This window comes from Thioalkalivibrio sp. K90mix (genome assembly GCF_000025545.1).
Taxonomy (GTDB): domain Bacteria; phylum Pseudomonadota; class Gammaproteobacteria; order Ectothiorhodospirales; family Ectothiorhodospiraceae; genus Thioalkalivibrio.
Map to the genome: position 1 here is coordinate 2,155,481 of NC_013889.1, position 21,656 is coordinate 2,177,136.

A 21,656-nucleotide genomic window follows, 5' to 3' on the forward strand; every position below is an offset into this window, starting at 1 on the left:
TGGTGAACTGACACGAACGATGGGGGCAATGCTCGCAGCTTCAAGCTGGCAACGCCGAATACCGGTTCTACCAGGGAAACGAGGATTCTTCTGCCATGCCACGGTCATCGTCCGGCTCGCCGATCCAGACCAGGGTGCCCATGCGCCCGGTCTCGCCGTCCCGGCGGTAGGAGTAGAACCGCCCGGCCTCCGAATAGGTGCAGCGCCCGCCGCCTGCCACATGCACGACATCGACCCGCTCCAGGCGGTGCCGGGCCAGCGCGTAGATGTCCGCGTGGAAATGCCCGTTCGGTCCGGGGCGGAACGCGGGCGCGGCCTCGACATCGTGATCGAGGAAGGTATCGCGTACCTCCGGCCCGACCTCGAAGGCCTCCGGCCCGATCGCCGCGCCCATCCAGGCGCGGATCTCCGCCTCCGGACGCGTAATGCGCAAGGCCTCGACGGCCGCCTCCAGCACCCCGTCGGCCAGCCCGCGCCAGCCAGCATGCGCGACGGCCACTGCCTCGCCATCGTCGGTCGCCAGCACGACGGGCAGGCAGTCCGCCGTCTGCACGGCACAGACCACACCAGGGACGTCGGTGAACACTGCATCGGCTTCGGGCACCTCGTCCTGCTCCCGGGCCTCCAGCAGGTCCTCGGCCCGAATCACGCGCGTGCCGTGGACCTGCCGCGGCCAGGCAACGGGCTCCGCGATCCCCAGGCTGTGTTCCAGGCGGTAGCGGTTCTCGGCGACATGTTCGGGGTCATCGCCGGTATGCAGGGCGAGATTCAGCGAGTGCCAGGGGCCCGTACTCACGCCCCCCTCGCGGGTGCTCTGTACCGCCCAGACACCCGACGGAAGGTCGCCGAAATCCGGCGCGAGCGTGGGGATCAGTTCAGCGGTCATGGTCAGCCTCCCGGTCGGTACGCAGGGCGGCGAGCAGGGCCTCGAAATCCTCGGGCACGGGGGCCTCGAAGGCGAGCACTTCGCCACTGTCAGGATGCTCGAATTCCAACCGCGCCGCATGCAGTGCCTGGCGGCGAAAAGCCGCGAGCGCCGCCTTCGCCGCCTCGCCCATGCCGCGCACCGGGCGCGGGCGCCCCCCATAGGCGGGATCACCCACGATCGGGTGCCGGATATGCGCCATGTGCACGCGGATCTGGTGGGTTCGCCCGGTCTCCAGACGCACGTTCAGCAGGGTATGCGCCGGGAAACGCTCCGCCACCCGGTAGTGGGTCACCGCCGGCTTGCCACCCCCCGTGACCGCCTGACGCTTGCGATCCACCGGATGGCGGCCGATCGGCTCTTCGATCGTGGCACCGCTGATCACGCGACCCTGTACCAGCGCCCGGTACTCGCGGTGCACCGTACGCTGCTGCAACTGGCGCACCAGCGCGGTCTGCGCCTGCGGCGTACGCGCCACCACCATCAGCCCGGTGGTGTCCTTGTCCAGCCGGTGCACCACGCCGGCGCGCGGCAGCTGCGAGAGGTTCGGGTCATGGTGCAGCAAGGCATTCACCAGGGTGCCGGCACGATGCCCCGCCGCCGGATGCACCACCAGCCCGGCCGGCTTGTTGATCACCAGTACGGCGGGGTCCTCATGGACGATATCCAGCGCAATGGGCTCGGGCTCGGCCTCCAGGACCGGGGCCTCCGGGGGCTCCAGCACGACATGCTCGCCGCCCTGCACCGGCGTGCGCGGTTTCGGCTGGCCACCGTTCACGGTCAAGGCCCCTTCCTTCAGCCACTGGGTCAGCTGGCTGCGCGAATACTCCGGGAACAGCCGCGCCAGCGCGGCATCCAGCCGCTGGCCGGCCTCTTCCTCGGGGAGTTCCGCGGATCGCGGTTCGTTCATTGGCGATACTCGTCTCGATTGTCCCGAACCTGCGAACGGCCAGGCACCGCCATCAGGTGTGATGTTGTAGAATCCGCGAACATTGGTTCATCTGCGAGGCCCCATCGTGATTTCTGCCCCGAACCTGCTGCGTCTGCTGGCCGTACTGCTCCTGGCGCTCATGATCGCCGGTTGCGCCGGCCGCGAAGACCCGACTCTTGGCTGGTCGGCCAGCCAGCTCTACGGCGAGGCCAAGAACGCGCTGAACGAGGGCAATTACGACCAGGCCGTTGAATACTACGAGAAACTCGAGGCCCGCTATCCGTTCGGCCGCTACGCCCAGCAGGCGCAGATCGAAATCCCGTATGCCTATTACAAGGCCCGCGAGCCGGAGGCCGCCATCGCCGCGGTGGACCGCTTCATCCAGCTCAACCCGCGCCACCCGAATCTGGATTATGCCTACTACCTGCGCGGGCTGATCAATTTCAACCGCCAGCAGGGCTTCCTTGCCAACCTGTTCCCGCGTGACCCGGCGGAGATGGACCCCGAGCCCTTCGAGCAGGCCTTCCAGGATTTCGACCGCCTGATTCGAGAGTTCCCGGACAGTCGCTACGCGCAGGACTCCTACCTGCGGATGGTCTACATCCGCAACGCGCTGGCCGCCTACGAACTGCGCGTGGCCGAGTTCTACATGGAGCGCACCGCCTGGGTGGCGGGCGCCGAGCGCGCGCGCCACGTGCTGGCCACCTATCCCGGTGCCGAGGTCCAGCCGCAGGCCCTGGGTGTGCTGTGGCGCGCCTACACCGAGCTGGGGCTCGAGGACTATGCCGACGCGACCATGCAGGTCCTGGAGCTGAACTACCCCGACGCGGCTGTCGCCGTACGCGCCGGCGAGCCGATCGAGATGCGCGAGCCGCGCGGCGGCCTGTGGCGCGTGTTCGACCGCCTGCCGTTCTTCACGAACTGACCGGGGAGCATGCCTGCTCCCCGGCCGCGCGAAAAAGCTGTCATTGCGAGGAACCGCAGGCGACGTGGCAACCGCGGCTTCCTGAACCCGTAGTGTCCGCGGCGGGTGCGTTGCTCAGCCCGCCTGCGACGAGCCCCTGGGGTTAGTTACAGCGCCTCGCTGCCCTCTTCGCCAGTACGGATGCGCACCACGCGGGCCATATCGGAAACAAAGATCTTGCCGTCCCCGATTTTGCCGGTGCGCGAGGCCTTCACGATCGCGTCGATGCAGGCGTCCACGCGGTCGTCGTCCACCACCAGTTCCAGCTTCACCTTGGGCAGGAAGTCGACCACGTATTCCGCACCCCGATAAAGCTCGGTATGGCCCTTCTGCCGACCAAAGCCCTGGACCTCGGTCGCGGTCATGCCGGCAATACCCATCTCGGTCAGGGCCTCGCGGACATCCTCCAGCTTGAACGGCTTGATGATCGCCTCGATCTTCTTCATGCGAATCCCTTTGGTTGTGCCCGCCGCGCGGGCGCTCGTCTTGCATCCGAAAGTGTACCAAACCGCCGCCACGGCGCCGTCATGGCGGGCCGATTCACCATCCCGTCATTGCGTACATGGACGCCCCCGGTTTGCCAAGCGTTTGAGTAGATGGTTTCGGGGCGACGATTGCTCCCGTACATTCGGACTGCGTGTGCGGCTTTCATTCGCCACGGTCCCGGATGGATTCCGCGGGTGGAGGGTCCCAGCGAGGTCGCGCACTCGAGGTGCTTCGCAATGATCGGACTGGCCCCCACCGGGATCGCTCCCGTTGCCATCATGCTCAATCGCTTGCGCAATCGAGGGTTGGGTACGTAATAACGCGTTCGCTTCTCCGTTTTTTCAGGCTTACGCGGCGGCGCCGCGTAAGCCGGGGTCAAACGTCCGGTCATGGGCCATCAGGGCCCAGACCGTGCGGGCATTCTTGTTGGCCAGGGCCACGGTGGCCACGTTGGAACCGCGCCGCTGGCGTAACCCTTCGAGCCAAGGGTCGCCGCCCTCGCCGCGGCGCTGATCCGCCAACAGGGCGGACCGCGCCCCGTGGATCAGCAGCATGCGCAGGTAGCGGTCGCCGCGCTTGCTGATCCCCAGCAGGTTCGACTGGCCGCCACTGGAGTGCTGCTTGGGCACCAGCCCCATCCAGGCGGCCAGCTGGCGACCGTTCTTGAAGTGCCGGGCATTGCCGATCGCGGCGACCAAGGCGGTCGCGCTGATCGATCCGATCCCCGGGATCTCGGCCAGGCGCCGGCTGACTGCATGACTTCGATGCCAGGCCTGGATCTGGCGCTCCTGTTCCTTCACGGCCTGGTCCAGTCGCCGCAACTCGTCGAGCCGGTCGGCCAGCAGCGTGCGGAACAGATCCGGCAAGCCGTTCTCCGCGTCCTCCAGGATCCCCGGGAGCTCGCGGAACAGGGTCGTCATCCCCTGGGGCACCACGATCCCGAACTCAGCCAGCAAGCCGCGCAACTGGTTGGCCTGCGCGGTGCGCGCCTTGATCTGGCCCTCGCGCACCCGGTGCAAAGCCAGTACCGCCTGCTGGTCGGGCGTCTTGATCGGCACGAAACGCATGTTCGGGCGGGTCACCGCCTCACAGATCGCCTCGGCGTCCGCCCGGTCGTTCTTGTTCGTCTTCACGTAGGGCTTCACGAACTGCGGCGCCATCAGCCGCACCTCGTGCCCCAACGCCTGCAACTCACGGGCCCAGTAATGGGCACTCCCGCAGGCCTCCATGCCCACCCGGCACGCCGGCAGCTGCGCCAGGAACGCAAGCAGCTTCTTCCGCGTGATCGCCTTCGAAAACACCTTCCGGCCCTGCGCATCCACGCCGTGGACCTGAAACACGTTCTTCGCGAGATCAATGCCGAGTGTTGTAACCTGCATCTGGACGCCTCCGTCGCTTCGAGTGAGAGTTCACACCCCCACTCTGGCACATCGCGATGCCGTAATAGGGCGGGGGCGTCCATTCCATTGAGGAGCCGAAGGCGACGTGGCAATCGGTTTCCTGAACCCGCGTCGTTTGCATCCAGCGCTGCGTTTGCCCGGCCCGATTGCTTCGTTGCTACGCTCCTCGCAATGACCGGGTCCGACGCCGCGATCTGCGGAGCACTCAGTCCGGGCGGTAGCCGGAGGTGATCGGGTAGCGCCGGTCGCGGCCGAAGGCCCGCCGGCTGACACGCACGCCGGGCGGGGCCTGACGTCGCTTGTACTCGGCCCGGAAAACCAGCCGCGCGATGCGCTCCACAGTGGCATGATCAAAGCCATCGGCCACGATCTCCTCCACCGAGCGCTCCTGTTCGACGAAGGCCTCCAGCACCGCATCCAGCACCTCGTAGGGGGGCAGCGAATCGGCATCCTTCTGGTCGGGCGCCAGTTCGGCGCTGGGCGGACGCTCGATCACCCGCTCGGGGATCGCCGCGCCACGCGTATTGCGCCAGCGCGCCAGGCGGTACACCCACTGCTTGGAGACATCCTTGAGTGGGGCAAAGCCGCCGTTCATGTCGCCATACAGCGTGGAATAGCCGACGGCCATCTCCGACTTGTTGCCGGTCGCCAGCAGCAGCTTGCCGCTGCGGTTCGACAGTGCCATCAGCAGCACCCCGCGGGCGCGCGACTGCAGGTTCTCCTCGGTCACATCCCCCGCATGGGCGGGCATCGCGTCGAACGCCGGTGACAGGCCCTCGAGGAAGTCCTGCACCATCGGCTCAATCGCGATCTCGTGGTACTCGATACCCAGCAGCCGGGCCTGTGCCTCGGCATCCTCGATACTCATCGACGCGGTGTAGCGATACGGCATCATCACCGCCGTCACGGCGGCCGGACCCAGGGCGTCCACCGCCAGTGCGGCCGTCAGCCCCGAGTCGATGCCGCCGGACAGGCCCAGCAGCACGCCGGGAAACCCATTCTTGGCGACATAGTCGCGGATGCCGATCATCAGGGCCTGGTAGAGGTCGCGGGCATCCGCCTCGTCCGGCTCCGGGCCGGGGTCGGTCAGCGTCGGGCGGATGCCGCAGGCGGACAGGTGCATGGTCTCGGGACGGGGCTGCAGTTCGATCCCGGACGGTCCGCGCCGGCCCTGCACCAGGGCATACCCGGTCGCCCAGGCCGGCAGCACCGCGCGCGCGCCATGCGCGGCGTCGTGCACGAAGGAGCGGCCGTCGAACACCAGCTCGTCCTGACCGCCCACCTGGTTCACGTAGACCACCGGGCAGCCGGTCTCGGCGACCCGCGCGCCCACCACCTGCAGGCGCTCCTCGGCCTTGCCGCGATGATAGGGCGAGGCATTCAGGTTCAGGATCAGTTCGGCGCCGGCCGCCTGTGCGGCAGCGGCTGGCGCCGCCTGCCAGATGTCCTCGCAGACGGTCAGGCCGATCCGCCAGCCCGCCAGCTCAACCACGCAGGCCTGATCGCCCGCGACGAAATAGCGCTGTTCGTCGAATACCGAATAGTTGGGCAGGACCTGCTTGGCATAGCGCGCGATCTCGCGACCGTCGCGCAGCCACAGCGCGGCGTTCACCAGACCCTTCTCGGTGGGAACCGGCGCGCCGAGGATCACGTCGATGCCCGCTACCGAGCGTGTAATCGCGGCCAGGGACTGCTCCACCGCGCGCAGGAAGGCCGGGCGCAGCAGCAGGTCCTCCGGGGGGTAGCCGGTCAGGGCGAGTTCGGGGAAGACCACCGCGCGCGCACCGGCGGCGCGGGCCTGTTCGATCGCGTCCTCGATCAGGTGGCGGTTCGTATCCAGCCCGCCCACGATCGGGTTGATCTGGGCCAGGGCCAGCGGCAGGTCATCGGTGGACGCCATCGCGGCGTATCAGGCGCGATCGAGCGCGGACTGCATGGCCTGGCCGAGTTCGGCCGGGCTCTCGGCCACGCTCGCCCCGGCCGCACGCAGGGCCGCCATCTTCTGTTCGGCCGTGCCCTGGCCGCCGGCGATGATCGCCCCGGCATGGCCCATGCGACGTCCGGGCGGCGCGGTGGCGCCCGCGATGTAGGCCGCCACCGGCTTGTCGAACTCGTTCTCGATATAGCGCGCGGCGCGTTCCTCGGCATCGCCGCCGATCTCGCCGACCAGCAGCACGCCGTCGGTCTCCGGGTCGTCGCGGAACAGGCGCAGGCAGTCGACGAAGTCAAGCCCCTGGATCGGGTCGCCACCGATACCGATACAGGTACTCTGGCCCAGGCCCCGATCCGAGGTCTGCTTGACGGCCTCGTAGGTCAGGGTGCCGGAACGCGAGATGATGCCGATGCGCCCGCGCTGATGGATATAGCCGGGCATGATGCCGACCTTGCAGGCATCCGGCGTGATGATGCCGGGGCAGTTCGGCCCGATCAGGCGCGTCGAACTGCCGGCCAGGACCTGCTTCACGCGGATCATGTCCTGTACCGGGATGCCCTCGGTGATGCACACGGCCAGCTCGATGCCGGCATCCGCCGCTTCGCAGATCGCATCGGCCGCGAACGGGGCCGGGACATAGATCATGCTGACGGTCGCGCCGGTCTGCGCCACCGCATCAGCGACGGTATCGAACACCGGACGGTCCAGATGCGTCTGCCCACCCTTGCCGGGCGTCACGCCCCCGACCAGACGGGTGCCGTAGGCGATCGCCTGCTCGGAGTGGAAGCTGCCCTGCTTGCCGGTAAAGCCCTGGCAGATCACCTTCGTATCGCGGTCGACGAGGATGCTCATGCCACGGCCTCCACCACGGTGCGCGCCGCGCGGTCGAGGTCCGCGGCCGGGATCACGTCCAGACCGGAGCTGGCCAGCGCCTCGCGGCCCTGTTCCGCGTTGGTACCCTCCAGCCGCACGACCACCGGCACCTGGACCTGCACCTCGCGGATCGCGGCGATGATGCCCTCGGCGATCAGGTCGCAGCGCACAATGCCGCCAAAGATATTCACCAGCACCGCCTTCACCGAGGGGTCCGACAGGATCAGCTTGAACGCGGCCGTGACCCGCTCCACCGTCGTGCCGCCGCCGACATCCAGGAAGTTGGCCGGCTCGCCACCGTGGTGCTTGATCAGGTCCATCGTGGCCATGGCCAGCCCCGCGCCGTTCACCATGCAGCCGATGGAGCCGTCCAGGCGGATGTAGTTGAGGTCGTGCTCGTGCGCCTCTTCCTCGGCCGGGTCGCGCTGGCGCGCGTCACGTTCGGCCATCAGCGCCTTCTGGCGGTAGGCGGCGGAGTCGTCCACGGTCAGCTTGGCGTCGATGGCCAGCAGCTGGTCGTCAGCGGTCAGCACCAGCGGGTTGATCTCCAGCAGCTGCGCATCCACCTGCTGGAACAGGGCATGGGCATTGGTCACCAGTTGCGCCATCGCCTTGGCCGGCTCGCCCGACAGCCCGAGGGCAAACGCGACCCGCCGTCCGTGAAACGGCATCACGCCCGTGGCCGGGTGGATCGGCAGGGTGATCACCGCCTCGGGCCGCTCGGCGGCCAGGGTTTCGATGTCCATGCCCCCCTCGGCGGAGACCACCAGCGCCAGGCGCTCGCGGGCCCGGTCCACCAGCAGGGCGAAATAGAACTCGCGGGCGATGTCCGCGGCTGGCTCCAGCAGGAGCTGATCCACCGGCAGGCCCTCGGGGCCGCTCTGCCCGGTGACCAGACGCGAGCCCAGCAGCTTCTCCGCCGCCTCGCGCGCGGCCTCGGGGGAATCCGCCATCACCACGCCACCGGCCTTGCCGCGTCCGCCGGAATGCACCTGAGCCTTGACCAGCACACGCTCGGCGCCCAGTGCCTGCCAGGCCGCGGGGAGTTCGTCAGTGTGGGTGATCACCTGTCCGTCGGGAACGGGGATGCCGGCGTCGCGAAAGCGCGCCTTGGCCTGAAATTCGTGGAGATTCATGGGTGTGGAGGATAGCGGTGCGCCCGTTGCCCTACAACTACGGGGCCCTACAACTGCAGGGGCGAACGCGAGGGGTGGTTTCTCAGGCGGCCTGCACCGGGATGCCGTGGCCGGTGCGCACGATCGCGTTGCGGGCGTCGAGATACACGAGGTTCGGGGTGAATTCGCGGGCCGCGGCGGCCTCCATCTGCGCGTAGGCGCAGATGATCACGCGGTGCCCCACCGCCGCCTTGTGCGCGGCCGCGCCATTGACCGAGATGATGCCGGAGCCCGGCTCGCCCTCGATCGCGTAGGTGGTGAAGCGCTCGCCGTTGTCCACGTTGTAGATCTGGATCTGCTCGAACGGCAGGATGCCGGCGGCTTCCAGCAGCCGCGTATCAATGGCGCACGAGCCCTCGTACTCCAGCTCACAATGAGTGACCTGGGCCTTGTGCAGCTTGCCCTTGAGCATGGTGACGTGCATCGGCGATTTTCCCGGCGATAACCTCTGGGGGCGCAAAATTATCCGCGATTGTGCCAGGCGCGGCAAATGCCCCACCCCGAATCGGGCACGGATCAGTTCGTCGGGCGGGTGCGGACGTTGTCGATCAGACGGACTTCCGCCAGCCACGCGGCGGCCAGCACGACCAGGTCCTGATCGGCCAGCGCCACGCCATGCTCCGGCTCGGCCAGGTCCTGCGCGCGGCGGATGGACAGGTATTCGGGGTCGAAGCCGGCCTCGCGGAGACGATCGCAGGCACGCCCCTCGACCTCGGGGATGCGCTCGGCATCGAATACGGTCGCGCCCCGGCAGACCGTGGCCACTTCGTCCAGCACGCGCTTGAGCTCCGGCGCGATCACCCGCGCCTCTTCGGGCAACTGGTCGTTGCGCGAGCTGCAGGCCAGGCCATCCCTCTCGCGTACTGTCGGGATTGCCTCGACCCGCACCGGGATATCCAGCCCCTGCACCATCCGCTCGATCAGCTTGAACTGCTGGTAGTCCTTCTCCCCGAACAGCGCGATATCCGGCCGCACCAGGTTGAACAGCTTGGTTACCACGGTGGCCACGCCGTCGAAGTGCCCCGGACGAAAGGCCCCTTCCAGAATCTCCGAGAGCCCCGGCACCACCACGCGTACCGGTGGCATGCCGTCGTTCGGGTACATGTCCTCCTCCGACGGGCAGAACACCGCGTCCACACCCGCCTCGGTCAGCAGGCGCGAGTCCTCCTCCAGGGTGCGCGGATAGCGCTCCAGGTCCTCGGGGCGGTCGAACTGCATCGGATTCACGAAAATCGAAACCACCACGCGCTGCGAACGCGCCCGGGCATGCCGGATCAGCGTCATATGCCCCTCGTGCAGGTGCCCCATCGTGGGGATCAGGGCAATGGTTCCGCGGCCCTTGCGGGCCCATTCTCGATGCATGGCCACCAACTGGGGCCGGTCACGCAGGATTCTCATGGGCCAGGGGTCTCTTGGGCCGGGGTCCTCATGGACGGAAAAAAGAAAGAACTAACGGTACGTGTGCACGCCGGATTCAGGGAACGTGCGCGCACGCACCGCCTCGCAATAGGCGCGAACTGCGCCCTCCAGCGAGCCACCGTCGCCCAGAAAGTCGCGGGCGAAACGCGGCGGCTCGGGCGTCAGACCAATCACGTCCTGGATCACCAGGACCTGGCCATCGCAGCGCGGGCTGGCGCCGATCCCGATCACCGGGATATCGGTCGCGCGCACGATCGCGTTCGCCAGCTCCTCCGGTACGCTTTCCAGGAGCAGGCCCTGGGCACCCGCCGCTTCCAGGCGTGCGGCCAGCGATTCCATCTCGGCGGCGGCGTGCGGGTCACGACCCTGTACACGATAGCCACCCATGCGATGCACCGCCTGCGGCGTCAGGCCCAGATGGGCACAAACGGGAATCCCGGCGGCCACCAGGCGCTCGACGATCGGCAGCTCGGCCAGACCGCACTCGACCTTGACCATGTGCGCACCGGCACGCAGCAAGGCCCCGGACTGCTGCAACGCGGTCGGTGCATCGGCGTCGCCAAGAAACGGCAAGTCCGCCATAATCATTGCGTTATGGGTCACACGAGCAACATTTGCGACGTGATAACACATGTCGTCAATTGTCACCGGCAGCGTGGTCGGGTGCCCCTGCACCACCATGCCGAGCGAATCCCCGACCAGGATGACGTCCACGCCACAGCGATCCAGTAGCGCGGCAAAGGACGCATCATACGCCGTCAGACAGGTAATCGGTTCGCCGGCCTGCTTGCGCCTGGCCAGCGTATTGACCGTGATCGGCCGCATCAGTCTGCCTCCCGGGCGGGATCGGTCTGCCGCACGTCAGAGCGTGATCGGCAGCGGATTGAAATAGTGTCGGCCACCCTGGATCGGCTCCAGGAACTGCACCAGCTGTTCGAAATCGGCCGGATTGTTCACCCAGTCGATCTCGGTGGCGTTCACGATCACCAGTGCCGCCCCTTCGAAATGATAGAAGAATTCCGCATAGGCGGCGTTCAGGCGTTCCAGGTAATGCGCCTCGATGTGACGTTCGTACGGTCGCGCACGCTGGCGAATGCGGTCCAGCAGCACTTCCACGGGCGCCTGCAGGTAGATCACCAGATCAGGTCGTGGCAGACCCGCGCGCAGATGCCGAAACATCTCGCGGTAGATCTCCAGCTCGTCAGGGTGCAGGTTGAGCTCGGCGAACAGCGGGTCCTTGTCCATCACGTAGTCGGCCACGTGGCGCTGCTCGAACAGGCCCTTCTGGCTGACCGGCGTCAGCTGCCGCACACGCTGCACCAGAAAATGCAGCTGCGTGGCCAGGGCGTGTTTGTCCGGCTCCTGGTAGAAGCGCTCGAGGAACGGGTTCTCGTCCGGTGCTTCAAAAATTCCCTCAGCCCGCAGGTGTTCCGACAGCAGACGCGCGAGGCTGGACTTGCCCACCCCGATCGGTCCTTCCACCGCAACAAAATCGAAGTTGCTCAGACTCACCGCTGCCCTCCAGCACGGGCAACGTTCGGGTCCTCCAGCGCGACCAGCGAGGCGCCATCGAAGCGGCGGGCGAGCCGCTCGATCAGGCCCTCACCCGGAATCTTCAGACCCGGTGCCAGCTCGGCCAGCGGCAGGACCACGAAGTCGCGCTCGGCCAGGCCCGGATGGGGTACATGCAGCCCGGGCAGGTCCAGCACCTGATCCCCGTACAGCAAGATGTCCAGGTCGAGCAGGCGCGGCCCCCAGCGGGTGCCATCGCGCTCGCGGCCACAGTCGGCCTCGATCGCTTGCAGCGCATGCAGCAGCTCCAGGGGTTCGAGCCGGGTGTGCAGCCGGGCCACGGCATTCACGTAGTCCGGCTGGTCCTGCGGGCCCATCGGCGGGTTTCGGTACAGCCGCGACTGCCCCGTCAGCAGCGTCTGCGGCACGTCACCGGCCAGGCGCCGAAAGGCCTCGCGCACCTGATCCTCGGGGTCGCCAAGATTGGCGCCGATGCCCACGAACACCTGCAAACCAGCGTCGGTCATGCCGCATCCCCGCCGTCATTCGAGCTGCCGGCTTCGCCATCGCCCGTGCGTCGACGTTTTCGGCGACGCCCGCCACGGCGGGCACGGCCCTTACCCTTGCCGCCGCCCCCAGCCATCTTCTTCTGCTCGCCCTCGTCCTTCTCCTGGAACTCGGTCCACCAGCGACACAGTTCCGGGTCGGCATCGCCCGCGCGGGCGCGCAGGCAGAGAAAATCGTATCCCGCTCGGAAACGCGGATGCGTCAGCAGGCGCAGCGCGCGGCCACCCCGCGCCCGTTCCAGCCGCGCCTGCAGCTCCCAGATCTCACGCACGATCAGGCTGAAGCGCTTGGGGATCGACACCGTCTTCACCTGGCGATCCAGCACCTCGGCCATCGCCTGCTGCCAGGCCGGGATCTCCTGCTCGCCGTCCTCGATGCGCCGGGTCGCCGCCACCTGCACCGGGGCCCACAGGATCGCGGCATAAAGAAACGCCGGGTTGACCCCAAGCTCTTCGTTGATGCGCTTGTCAGTATTGAGCAACGACTCGACCAGGAACTGCCGCCGCTCGGCGCCCACATCCGGATCGGCGAAGCACTCGGCCGCCTCCGGGAACATCGGCGCGAACAGACCAAAGCGCTCCAGTTCATCCAGGCAGGTGACCGCCGCACCACTGTGGAACAGCTTGATCACCTCGTCGAACAACCGTGCCGGGGCCACCGTCTGCATCAGGCCCGCGAGCTCGCGGATCCCGGCCTCGACCTCGGGCGCAATGCGCAGCCCCAGCTTCGCGGAGAAGCGCACGGCGCGCAGCATGCGTACCGGGTCCTCGCGCAGCCGCGTCTCGACGTCGTCTCCGATCAGGCGCAGCACACCCTCGCGCAGGTCTTCGACCCCGCCGGTGTAGTCGAGCACCGAGAAGTCGTCGATGTCGTAGTACAGCGCATTCACGCTGAAGTCCCGCCGCACCGCATCCTGCTCGATCGTGCCGTAGCGGTTGTCGCGCAGGATGCGACCCTCTTCGCTCAGCGCCACCTGCCCGTCGTTGTCGTCGTCCTCGTCGTGCGGCGCACGGAAGGTGGCGACCTCGATCACCTCGCGACCGAACAGGACATGGGCCAGGCGGAAACGCCGCCCGATCAGACGGCAGTTACGGAACAGCCCGCGTACCTGATCCGGCGTGGCATCGGTCGCGATATCGAAGTCCTTTGGCTCGCGCCCCAGCAGCAGATCGCGCACTCCCCCACCCACCAGGCAGGCGCGATAACCCGCATCGCGCAGGCGATAGAGCACCTTCAGGGCGTTATCGTCAATCGCGGCGCGCGAAATGCCGTGTTCCTCGCGTGAATACACGCGCGGTTCGGGGATCGCGGCGGACGGGGTTGCAGGATCGGCCTGGGTCACTCGGTTCGGGTTCCGTGAACGAAAGCGCAGTATGGTAACAGCAAGCCGGTACGGGAAAGGACCGGAGGTTCGGACATCATGTTCCGCCCCCTGGCCCCGCCCCCGGCGACATCAGGCGCAGCGGCGCCGTTTCGCCGGTCAAGCGGTAGCGCAGATAGTCATCGAGGATGCGCCGGTGGTCAAAGACCAGGGGCTGTCCCTGATCGTCGGGATCCAGCCAGGCACAGTCCGCCGCATCATCGGCCGCACGGGCCTCGCCAGCGCCGCGCGCCACGAATACAGCACTGACGGTGTGCCCGCGCGGATCCCGTGCGGGATCGGAGTAAACACCCAGCAGGGCTTCGAGCGTGACCTGCAGGCCCGTCTCCTCCAGGGCCTCGCGCACGGCGGCCTGCTCGACCGACTCACCGACATCCACGAAGCCCCCGGGGAGGGCCCAGCCATGGGGCGGGTTGCGCCGCTCGATCACCAGAACACGGCCAGGGTGGGCGGGGTGATGGATCACCACATCCGCGGCCAGCAAGGGTGTTTGGGGTGGGCCACTCATTCGTCTTGACCGTCCTGGCGGATGAAACGCCGGATCTGGCGGCGCTGGCGCTTGTCCGGGCGGCGACTGGGGGCGCTGTCGGCCACCGCCCGTTCCGAGCGCCGACGTTCGGACTCGGCCTCGCGCCGGGCCTCGCTCTCCGACGTCTCGGCATACAACTCGCGCGCCTCGGGGGCGGGCCGACGCTGATCATTCAGCGCCCGTACGTCGATCTCCCAGGTCTGCTGGCCGCGATGAATCGTCAGGCGATCGCCCGGGTGCACCCGGCGAGCGGGTTTGCAGCGCTCGCCGTTCACATGGACCTTGCCGCCACTGACGGCCTCGGTGGCCAGCGCGCGGGTCTTGAAGAAGCGCGCGGCCCAAAGCCACTTGTCGATGCGCAACCCGCCGGCGGGCGCTGCGCGTGCCTCAGCCCCGGCCAAGAGGCCCTCGCACTGGAGGCACTGGACTTTCCCGCCGGATCGCGGGCATGGACAATGCGCGACTTTCCACCATCAGAGGATGGGGCCCCGCATGGGGCTTCGGCACGTCATGAAACTCCCGCATCTGCACCTGATCAGCTTTGACCTTTGTCCTTTCGTTCAGCGTAGCGTGATCACGCTGAAATACAAGCAGGCACCGTTCGAAGTGACCTATATCGATCTCGCGAACCCGCCCGACTGGTTTCGCGAGCAGTCTCCGCTCGGCAAGGTGCCGATCCTGAAGGTCGATCACGACACTGTGCTGTTCGAGTCGGCGGTGATCAACGAATACGTCGATGCCATCACCCCACCCCCTCTGATGCCGGACCCGCCGCTACAGCAGGCCCGCACGCGCGCCTGGATCGAATATCTGGGCGAGCAGACCATGACGCAGTACCGCTGGATGACAGCGGGCGACGAAGAGGCCTTCGAGATGGAGCGCCATGCGGCCTCGCGCGGGCTGGAGCGGCTGGAACGAGAACTGGCGACCGATTCGTTGCTCATGGGGCATGCCTTCACCCTGATCGACGCGACCCTCGCGCCGGTCCTGCTGCGCTACAGCCTGATCGACGACATCGACAACCCCTGGGAGCCGGAGGCGTTTCCGCGCCTGGCCGAGCGCTGGGAAACGCTGCGCGACATGGACGCGGTCTCCACCTCGGTCCCCGCCGACTTTGCGGCGCGTCTGGCCGCCTACCTGCGCGCACAGAAAGGCTTCGCCCCGGCGCACATCGCCTCGCGTCTCGCCGATACGACCTGAGGCCAGGCCCGGGGCCCCGCCGGGTCGGACGTGGCAATAGCACACGTCTCTGTGGCCGGCTCTGGTTCGGCATCCGGTGTTCACGTGCTTTCGGCCGGCCGAAGCCACCGTAAACACAGGATGACCAACCGGGCCCAGCTACAAAGCGGCCGGACTGAAAAGCCGCGCGAGGGCGCGTCAGACCGGGCGGTGGGGGCAGGCGCTGTCGCTGCAGTCGCCGTACAGGACCAGGGCGTGGTCCTTGATGGAGAAGCCGTGCTGGCGCGCGACCTCCCGCTGGCGGGTCTCGATGGTCTCGTCGAAGAACTCTTCGACGCGGCCGCACTGGTTACAGACGATGTGATCGTGGTGTCCGCCGCGCTCCAGCTCGAACACGGCCTGGTTGCCTTCCAGATGCAGACGGCAGACCAGCCCCGCAGCCTCGAACTGGGTCAGCACGCGGTAGACTGTCGCCAGCCCGATCTCCTCGCCAGAGTCGAGCAGCTCGCGGTAAATGGCCTCGGCGGTCAGGTGACGCGTTTCCGAGTTCTCGAGGATCTCGAGGATCTTCATCCGTGGCAGCGTGACCTTGAGCCCCGCTTTCTTGAGATCGCTTGTTTCCATCCTTCGATTCCCGTCACCCGATTGCTTGAGAGCATCCGGACGCTTTGGTGTACCATGCGCGTTCAACGGCCCATCCGACTTCTGGGGACCCGCCGGCTCGATGATCAAGATTCTCATTTCTATTGCCGTGGCTGCAAGCCTGCTCAGCGCCTGCAGTGGCTTCAACCAGTTCCGCCTCGATGTACAGCAGGGCAATGTCATCGACGCGACACAAGTCGCCCAGATCCAGCCCGGCATGACCCCGCAGCAGGTCCGTTTTCTGATGGGTACGCCGCAGATCGACGGCGCGTTCAAGCGCGAAGACCGCTGGGATTACGTCTACTATCGCCGTCCCGGAATCGGGCCCACGGAGCAGCGCCGCGTAACGGTGTTCTTCGAAAATGGCGTAGTCAGCTACGTCGACTCCGACGTGCCGCAGCCGATCGCGCTGGACGAGTACCCGGTCGAGCTCGACGACAACTGATCGCGACCGGCCGGCTCAATCGCCGGCCGAATCCTTCCCGCTCCCGGCCCCGCCCTCCGGCTTTTCGCCCGCGGGCTTTGCGGACGCCTGATCGCCCGCCTTCTGCGCGTCCCCCTTGCCGGGCTTCTTCCGGTTCTTGCCGGCCCGTTGACGACGCACCTCTTTCGGATCGGCGATCAACGGCCGATAGATCTCGATGCGATCCTTCGGGCGCAACACCGTGTCGCGTCGGGTGAGCTTGCCGAAGATCCCCACCTTGGCGTTGTCCAGATCGATCTCGGGAAACTGCGCGTCGATCTCCGACTGGCGCAGGGCCGCGTCCACGGTCGTGCCTTCGGGCACGACCAAGGGCAGGATCACCTGGCGGTCGGGGCGCGCATAGGCGACCTCGATACGGATTGTCCCGTCCCCCGCCTCCGAGCTGACGGCCTCCCGATCATCGGACACCGTAGACCTCGCGCGCGCGCCGCACAAAGGCGTCGACAAAGGAGTTGGCCAGCTGGTGGAAGATCGGTCCGATCGCGAACGACATCAGGCGGCTGGCAAACTCGAATTCCAGCTCCAGCGCGATGCGCGTCTGGCCATTGTCCAGCTCGGTGAAACTCCAGGTGCCGTGCAGGCGACGAAACGGTCCGTCCGCCAGACGAATGTCGATGCGCTCGGGGCGCTGCACGCGATTGCGCGTCGTGAACGACTTGTGCAGGGCGCCCTTGGCCATCTCGATGGTCCCCTCCACCTCATCCTCTCCGCGCATGCGCGCACGCGAGCTGCGGCAACCCGGCAGAAATTCCGAGTAGGAATCCACGTCATTGACAAGGTCGAACATCTGCTCGCGGGAGTACGGGACCTCCGCCGAGCGCCGGACTGTCGAGGACATCAAATAAGCTCCACCGCGCGCAGGAACACAAACAGAATGGCAATCGGGGCCACGAAGCGCACCAGGAAATACCAGACCTGGTACAGACCCCCGAGTTTCATGCGCAGCTCGGACTGGACCGAGCGCTCGGTCATGCGCCAGCCCACAAATACCGCGATCAGAAACCCGCCCAGCGGGAGCAGGATGTTAGCAGTCACGTAGTCCAGCAGGTCCAGGATCCCCATGTTGAACAGGGTGTAATCCGACCAGACGTTCAGCGACAGCAAGGCCCCGATCCCCAGCAGCCAGGCGGCGATGGCAATGCTGGCGCTCGCGGCCACGCGCGTCATGCCGACATTCTCCACCAGATAGGCGACCGCCGGCTCGATGATGGAGATCGACGACGTCCAGGCCGCGAACACCAGCAGCACAAAGAACATCGTCCCGAAGTAGAGCCCGCCCGGCATCTCCGCGAACGACAGCGGCAGCGTGACGAAGATCAGCCCCGGCCCCTGCTCCGGCGAGAGCCCCGCCCCCAGCACGATCGGGAAGATCGCCAGCCCGGCCATGATCGCCACCAGGGTGTCGGCCCCCACCACGGCCGCCGAGGTCCGTGCGATCGAGGCCTCGCTCTGCAGATAGCTGCCGTAGATCATGATCGCGCCCATGCCGAGGCTCAGCGTGAAGAACGCCTGCCCCATCGCCAATAGCACCGCGTTGGCCGTCAGCGCCGAGAAGTCCGGATACAGCAGGAACTCCAGCCCCGCGATAAAGCGCCCTTCCACCATTGCGTAGCCGACCATCACCACCAGCATCACGAACAGCAGCGGCATCAGGATGGTCACGGCCTTCTCCAGACCGGACTGCACCCCGCGTGCGACCACCATCGCGGTCATCACCATGAAGATCGTATGCCAGGCCAGCAGGGCCTCGGGATTGGAGAGCAGGCCATCAAACATGGCCTCCGAGCCATCCGCATCCAGGCCCATGAAGCCGCCACTGCCAGACTTGAACACGTAGGACAGCGACCAGCCGGCCACCACGCTGTAGAACGACAGGATCAGGAACCCGGCGAGCACTCCGATCCACCCAACCATGCCCCAGCCACGGCTCAGGCCCTCCTCGCGCGCCAGCGTCACCATCGTGTTGATCGGGCTCTGGCGGCCGCGCCGCCCCAGCAGGATCTCCGCCATCATCACCGGCAGGCCGATCAGCAGGATGCAGCCGAGGTAGACCAGCACAAAGGCCCCGCCCCCGTTATCACCGGCGATATAGGGAAAACGCCAGATGTTGCCGAGTCCGACAGCCGATCCGGTGGCCGCAAGAATAAAGGCCAGGCGGGTCGTCCACTGACCGTGGATGGAAGTCGTGGCAGGCATCAGCGGCTCCTTGTTGGTGGTACCCGTTCCATCGCTCGGCGCGGCCAGATCGATGCACGGTCAACGGCACATGGCGGCACAAGCAGGGCTTCGAGTCGCCCGGAATTGTGGGGCAGGCTTCCCGCGGGCTCAACTGTGCGCGGCAAACGCCGACCCGCGACGCGCGCGATCCTGTACGTTCGTGCGTGTTTCCTCGGCTTTCGCCCCGCGCGTGCAGTACACTGCGCGGGCCATGGGAAAGCCAAACAAGAAAAAGGACGCCGGTTCCAACACCATCGCGCTGAACCGCAAGGCGCGCCACGATTTCTTTATCGAGGACCGCCTGGAGGCGGGGCTGGAACTGCAGGGCTGGGAAGTCAAGTCGATGCGCGCCGGGCGCGCCCAGCTCAGCGAGGCGTACGTGCTTCTGCGCAAGGGCGAGGCGTTCCTGTTCGGGGCCCACATCACCCCACTGCCCACCGCCTCTACCCATATCAACCCGGACCCGAGTCGCACGCGCAAGCTGCTGCTGCACCGCTCGGAGATCAACCGTCTGATCGGTGCGGTGGAGCGCAAGGGTTATACCCTGGTCCCCATGGCCCTGTACTGGAAACGCGGCCGCGCCAAACTGGAGATCGGGCTGGCCAAGGGCAAGAAGGATTACGACAAGCGCGCGGCCAAGAAGGACAAGGACTGGCAGCGCGAACGCGCGCGCATCCTCAAAAGCGGCTGAGGAAGCAATCGAGGCGTGGCATCACTCCGGCGGTTGGGCCTGCCCCTTCCTCCACCAGTGGCGGGTCAGCCAGCCCATCTTGGTCACCGCCAGCACACCCGCCGTCAGTGCCTTCACAGGCCGCAGCAGGCGCAGCCCGCGCAGCTGATCGACCGCAAACCCCAGCAGGAACGCCCTGGGAACCATCTCCGGCGAACCCAGACGCTGTAACGCGCGCCACCAGCCGGTCGCACGCACATCGTCACGCAGTTCGTCGACCTCGCCCTGCAGCCGCAGGCGCAGTTCGCGAGCATGGCCCCGCAGGCCCAGCCAGGTGCCAGCCATGGGCTACTCGGTATCCCGGCTCTCGGGCCGTGCGACCAGATTCCGCACCAGGGCGCGTGTCTCCGGGTAGGTCATGCCGTGCAGCAGCCGGCCGATCCCGCGGGCAACCAGCCATGCCAGCACGCCGGTCAGCGCCGCCACGATCACCAGCGACAACGCCGGCGACACGCCCGCGTAGGCCTGCAGCAGCATTACCACCGCCGCGACCAGCGCCAGCCACACCGTGACCAGCAGCAGCCCCAGCACCACCGCGAACACGATAACCCCCACCGCATTGCGCACCAGTTGCCGGGTCTCGGTCCCCAACAACTCGCGCGAATCTCCCAGGATGCGGCCGAGGTCCTGCATCACGTCCCCGGGGTCGGCGGTATCGGAATCCGATCGCTCGCGCGCCGGTCCGTCATCCTGCGCCGCCATGACTTACTTGCGGCGAGTCAAGGCCGAGAACAGGGTCCCCGCCACAAAGGCCAGGCCGATCGCCGTCAGCGGGTTGTCGCGCACATAGTTGCCGACCACGCGCAGGACGTCCTCGGAACTCTGACGCGCCTTCTCCGCCCTCTCGCGAACCTCTTCATCCGCATGCGAGAGGCCCTCGCGGATGCGTTCCTCGGCCGTGCCGGCATGTTCCGCCACGCGGTCCACGGCCTCGTGGGCCTGGGCCGCCACGCGCTCGGTCGTGGAGGCCTCGTGTTCCGCTTCGTCCTGCTTCTTCGCACTGCTGCTTTTCGTCGTTGCCATTACACGCACTCCTTATCGCGGGCCTGGATCATCTTCCGACCCCTCCCCCGCGGAATTGGTTGCAGGGTCTTCGAAATCACTCAACCCCGTCAGGATTTCCGGGTCTTCCTCAATCACCTCCGAGGTATCCACCAAGGCCGTACTCCACTTGACCCTGAAGTGCTTCCAGAGGCTGGCCACAAACGCCGACAACGGCACCGCCAGGATCATGCCGATAATGCCGCCCAGCGCCGTCCCCCAGAAGAAGATCGAGATCACGACAATCGCCGGATGCAGCCCGGAGCGATCCGCCATGATCTTCGGCGTCAGCAGCCAGCTCTCGATCAGCTGCACCACGGCAAACACCACAAGCACCAGCGCGACCAGCGTCAGTCCGCCGCCCTCAGGCTGGAGATAGGCCACCGGCAGAGCCAGCGTCAAGCCGACGATCGTCCCCAGATAGGGCACGATATTGAGAAACCCCAGCATCAACCCGAACAGGATCGCCGCCTGCAGGCCGATCAACGAAAACCCGACGGCCAGCAGAACCCCCATGATCAGGGCGATCACCACCTGCCCCTGGAAAAACGCCGTCACGTAGCCGACAAACAGGCGACCCAGGAACATCAACTCACGCTGGGTCTGGGGCCGAAAGACCGACAGAACCTCGCGCCCACCCTCCTTCAGGCGTTCCCCGGACAGCAACGCAAAGAACAGATACAAGGGCACAAAGGCCAGCCCGACGACCACCGTCACGTAGTGCATCAGTTGCGAACCCACGCCTTCCAGGTTCGGCATGATGCTCTGGAGGTCCAGTTCTTCCAGCATCGAGGCCACGCGCTCGGTGGCGTTAGGGAAATTGCGCGAGAATGACTCGTAGGCATTCTCCGCCAGCTCCGGGGCACCCTTGATGAACTCCTGAACCTGATGGCTCGCCGTAGGCACCACCAGTACCGAGACGACCACCAAGGCGATCAACACCACACCGAACAGCGAGCTCACCGCCCCCATCCGTGAGAATCCCGCAATCCGCTGCAGCCAGCGCACCACCGGGTAGAGGATCAGGCTCAGCACCCCGGCCACTGACAACGGCAAGAGCAGCGCGTAGAAAAACGACACCACCTGCCCCAGCAACCAGACCAGCAGGGCCACCAGCCCGGTCAACACCATGAAGGCGGCGAGCACGGCGACATAGCGGAACAATGTCCGCTCGAAGGCGCTGAATTCGATATTCGATTGCGGCTGGTTTTCCACGCAGGGCTCGCATGAGGGGATCGTTCGACCGTAACCACCCGGCCATGATCTGC

General features: G+C 66.8%; 27 protein-coding genes. 4 read left to right on the forward strand and 23 right to left on the reverse strand.

What is annotated here, in order from left to right:
* Positions 1-67: 67 nt before the first annotated feature.
* Positions 68-886 (reverse strand): peptidoglycan editing factor PgeF, encoded by an 819-nt coding sequence (gene pgeF / locus TK90_RS10200; RefSeq protein WP_012983399.1) that lies wholly within the window; start codon positions 884-886, stop codon positions 68-70.
* On the reverse strand, positions 876-1,835 hold the full coding sequence (rluD, locus tag TK90_RS10205; protein ID WP_012983400.1) for a 23S rRNA pseudouridine(1911/1915/1917) synthase RluD: 960 nt from the start codon (positions 1,833-1,835) through the stop codon (positions 876-878). The genes pgeF and rluD overlap by 11 nt, the downstream gene beginning before the upstream one ends.
* A 106-nt stretch (positions 1,836-1,941) precedes the next feature.
* Between rluD and TK90_RS10210 the strand changes: the two genes are divergently transcribed.
* Positions 1,942-2,781, forward strand: a complete 840-nt coding sequence (locus TK90_RS10210) for an outer membrane protein assembly factor BamD (protein WP_012983401.1) — start codon at positions 1,942-1,944, stop codon at positions 2,779-2,781.
* A gap of 146 nt (positions 2,782-2,927) precedes the next feature.
* Here TK90_RS10210 and TK90_RS10215 read toward each other — a convergent pair whose 3' ends face one another.
* From TK90_RS10215 to TK90_RS10275, 13 genes are all read right to left on the reverse strand, one after another.
* Entirely contained in the window at positions 2,928-3,266 is a 339-nt protein-coding gene (locus TK90_RS10215; RefSeq protein ID WP_012983402.1) for a P-II family nitrogen regulator, read from the reverse strand.
* A gap of 387 nt (positions 3,267-3,653) precedes the next feature.
* A complete protein-coding gene (locus tag TK90_RS10220; protein ID WP_012983403.1) occupies positions 3,654-4,685 on the reverse strand; it encodes an IS110 family transposase in 1,032 nt (343 codons plus the stop codon).
* Between the two features lie 226 nt (positions 4,686-4,911).
* The gene (locus tag TK90_RS10225; RefSeq protein ID WP_012983404.1) at positions 4,912-6,606 is read right to left on the reverse strand and encodes an NAD+ synthase; all 1,695 of its coding nucleotides are present in this window, start codon (positions 6,604-6,606) and stop codon (positions 4,912-4,914) included.
* 9 nt (positions 6,607-6,615) lie between these two features.
* Positions 6,616-7,491, reverse strand: a complete 876-nt coding sequence (sucD, locus tag TK90_RS10230) for a succinate--CoA ligase subunit alpha (protein WP_012983405.1) — start codon at positions 7,489-7,491, stop codon at positions 6,616-6,618.
* A complete protein-coding gene (gene sucC / locus TK90_RS10235) occupies positions 7,488-8,648 on the reverse strand; it encodes an ADP-forming succinate--CoA ligase subunit beta (protein WP_012983406.1) in 1,161 nt (386 codons plus the stop codon). Before sucC ends, sucD begins: the two co-directional genes overlap by 4 nt.
* An 82-nt stretch (positions 8,649-8,730) precedes the next feature.
* On the reverse strand, positions 8,731-9,111 hold the full coding sequence (gene panD / locus TK90_RS10240; protein ID WP_012983407.1) for an aspartate 1-decarboxylase: 381 nt from the start codon (positions 9,109-9,111) through the stop codon (positions 8,731-8,733).
* A 92-nt stretch (positions 9,112-9,203) separates the two neighbouring features.
* A complete protein-coding gene (gene panC, locus TK90_RS10245; protein WP_012983408.1) occupies positions 9,204-10,085 on the reverse strand; it encodes a pantoate--beta-alanine ligase in 882 nt (293 codons plus the stop codon).
* 51 nt (positions 10,086-10,136) lie between these two features.
* Positions 10,137-10,931 carry a 3-methyl-2-oxobutanoate hydroxymethyltransferase gene (gene panB / locus TK90_RS10250; RefSeq protein ID WP_012983409.1) on the reverse strand — a complete coding sequence of 265 codons (795 nt, stop codon included), beginning with the start codon at positions 10,929-10,931 and terminating at the stop codon, positions 10,137-10,139.
* A 36-nt stretch (positions 10,932-10,967) separates the two neighbouring features.
* Positions 10,968-11,618: a deoxynucleoside kinase gene (locus TK90_RS10255; RefSeq protein ID WP_012983410.1), complete on the reverse strand. Its 651-nt coding sequence runs from the start codon at positions 11,616-11,618 to the stop codon at positions 10,968-10,970.
* The gene (gene folK, locus TK90_RS10260) at positions 11,615-12,145 is read right to left on the reverse strand and encodes a 2-amino-4-hydroxy-6-hydroxymethyldihydropteridine diphosphokinase (RefSeq protein ID WP_012983411.1); all 531 of its coding nucleotides are present in this window, start codon (positions 12,143-12,145) and stop codon (positions 11,615-11,617) included. The genes TK90_RS10255 and folK overlap by 4 nt, the downstream gene beginning before the upstream one ends.
* Complete coding sequence (pcnB, locus tag TK90_RS10265) at positions 12,142-13,527, reverse strand: polynucleotide adenylyltransferase PcnB (RefSeq protein WP_012983412.1); 1,386 nt, start codon at positions 13,525-13,527, stop codon at positions 12,142-12,144. The genes folK and pcnB overlap by 4 nt, the downstream gene beginning before the upstream one ends.
* A 76-nt stretch (positions 13,528-13,603) precedes the next feature.
* Positions 13,604-14,050 (reverse strand): NUDIX hydrolase, encoded by a 447-nt coding sequence (locus TK90_RS10270; RefSeq protein WP_017925775.1) that lies wholly within the window; start codon positions 14,048-14,050, stop codon positions 13,604-13,606.
* Positions 14,051-14,070: 20 nt separating this feature from the next.
* Positions 14,071-14,496: an RNA-binding S4 domain-containing protein gene (locus TK90_RS10275; protein WP_012983414.1), complete on the reverse strand. Its 426-nt coding sequence runs from the start codon at positions 14,494-14,496 to the stop codon at positions 14,071-14,073.
* A 109-nt stretch (positions 14,497-14,605) separates the two neighbouring features.
* Between TK90_RS10275 and TK90_RS10280 the strand changes: the two genes are divergently transcribed.
* Positions 14,606-15,295, forward strand: coding sequence for a glutathione S-transferase family protein (locus tag TK90_RS10280; RefSeq protein WP_012983415.1), 690 nt, complete (start codon positions 14,606-14,608; stop codon positions 15,293-15,295).
* A gap of 177 nt (positions 15,296-15,472) precedes the next feature.
* Here the strand turns inward: TK90_RS10280 and fur are convergent, their stop codons facing one another.
* A complete protein-coding gene (gene fur / locus TK90_RS10285; RefSeq protein ID WP_012983416.1) occupies positions 15,473-15,898 on the reverse strand; it encodes a ferric iron uptake transcriptional regulator in 426 nt (141 codons plus the stop codon).
* A 100-nt stretch (positions 15,899-15,998) separates the two neighbouring features.
* Between fur and TK90_RS10290 the strand changes: the two genes are divergently transcribed.
* Positions 15,999-16,361: an outer membrane protein assembly factor BamE gene (locus tag TK90_RS10290; protein ID WP_012983417.1), complete on the forward strand. Its 363-nt coding sequence runs from the start codon at positions 15,999-16,001 to the stop codon at positions 16,359-16,361.
* 15 nt (positions 16,362-16,376) lie between these two features.
* Here the strand turns inward: TK90_RS10290 and TK90_RS10295 are convergent, their stop codons facing one another.
* The 3 genes from TK90_RS10295 to TK90_RS10305 are packed head-to-tail and all read right to left on the reverse strand — an operon-like array spanning position 16,377 to position 18,596.
* Positions 16,377-16,808: an RnfH family protein gene (locus TK90_RS10295; RefSeq protein WP_012983418.1), complete on the reverse strand. Its 432-nt coding sequence runs from the start codon at positions 16,806-16,808 to the stop codon at positions 16,377-16,379.
* Positions 16,798-17,238: a type II toxin-antitoxin system RatA family toxin gene (locus TK90_RS10300; protein ID WP_012983419.1), complete on the reverse strand. Its 441-nt coding sequence runs from the start codon at positions 17,236-17,238 to the stop codon at positions 16,798-16,800. The genes TK90_RS10295 and TK90_RS10300 overlap by 11 nt, the downstream gene beginning before the upstream one ends.
* Positions 17,238-18,596 carry a sodium-dependent transporter gene (locus tag TK90_RS10305; RefSeq protein WP_012983420.1) on the reverse strand — a complete coding sequence of 453 codons (1,359 nt, stop codon included), beginning with the start codon at positions 18,594-18,596 and terminating at the stop codon, positions 17,238-17,240. Before TK90_RS10305 ends, TK90_RS10300 begins: the two co-directional genes overlap by 1 nt.
* Before the next feature lie 232 nt (positions 18,597-18,828).
* On the opposite strand from TK90_RS10305, the gene smpB reads away from it, so the two are divergent.
* Positions 18,829-19,308: an SsrA-binding protein SmpB gene (gene smpB, locus TK90_RS10310; protein WP_012983421.1), complete on the forward strand. Its 480-nt coding sequence runs from the start codon at positions 18,829-18,831 to the stop codon at positions 19,306-19,308.
* Between the two features lie 21 nt (positions 19,309-19,329).
* On the opposite strand, the gene TK90_RS10315 is transcribed toward smpB, so the two are convergent.
* The 4 genes from TK90_RS10315 to TK90_RS10330 are packed head-to-tail and all read right to left on the reverse strand — an operon-like array spanning position 19,330 to position 21,603.
* The gene (locus TK90_RS10315; RefSeq protein WP_012983422.1) at positions 19,330-19,632 is read right to left on the reverse strand and encodes a hypothetical protein; all 303 of its coding nucleotides are present in this window, start codon (positions 19,630-19,632) and stop codon (positions 19,330-19,332) included.
* A gap of 3 nt (positions 19,633-19,635) precedes the next feature.
* Entirely contained in the window at positions 19,636-20,049 is a 414-nt protein-coding gene (locus TK90_RS10320; RefSeq protein ID WP_012983423.1) for a phage holin family protein, read from the reverse strand.
* A gap of 3 nt (positions 20,050-20,052) precedes the next feature.
* A complete protein-coding gene (locus TK90_RS10325) occupies positions 20,053-20,370 on the reverse strand; it encodes a YqjD family protein (protein ID WP_012983424.1) in 318 nt (105 codons plus the stop codon).
* A 12-nt stretch (positions 20,371-20,382) separates the two neighbouring features.
* On the reverse strand, positions 20,383-21,603 hold the full coding sequence (locus tag TK90_RS10330; RefSeq protein WP_012983425.1) for an AI-2E family transporter: 1,221 nt from the start codon (positions 21,601-21,603) through the stop codon (positions 20,383-20,385).
* Positions 21,604-21,656 lie beyond the last annotated feature (53 nt).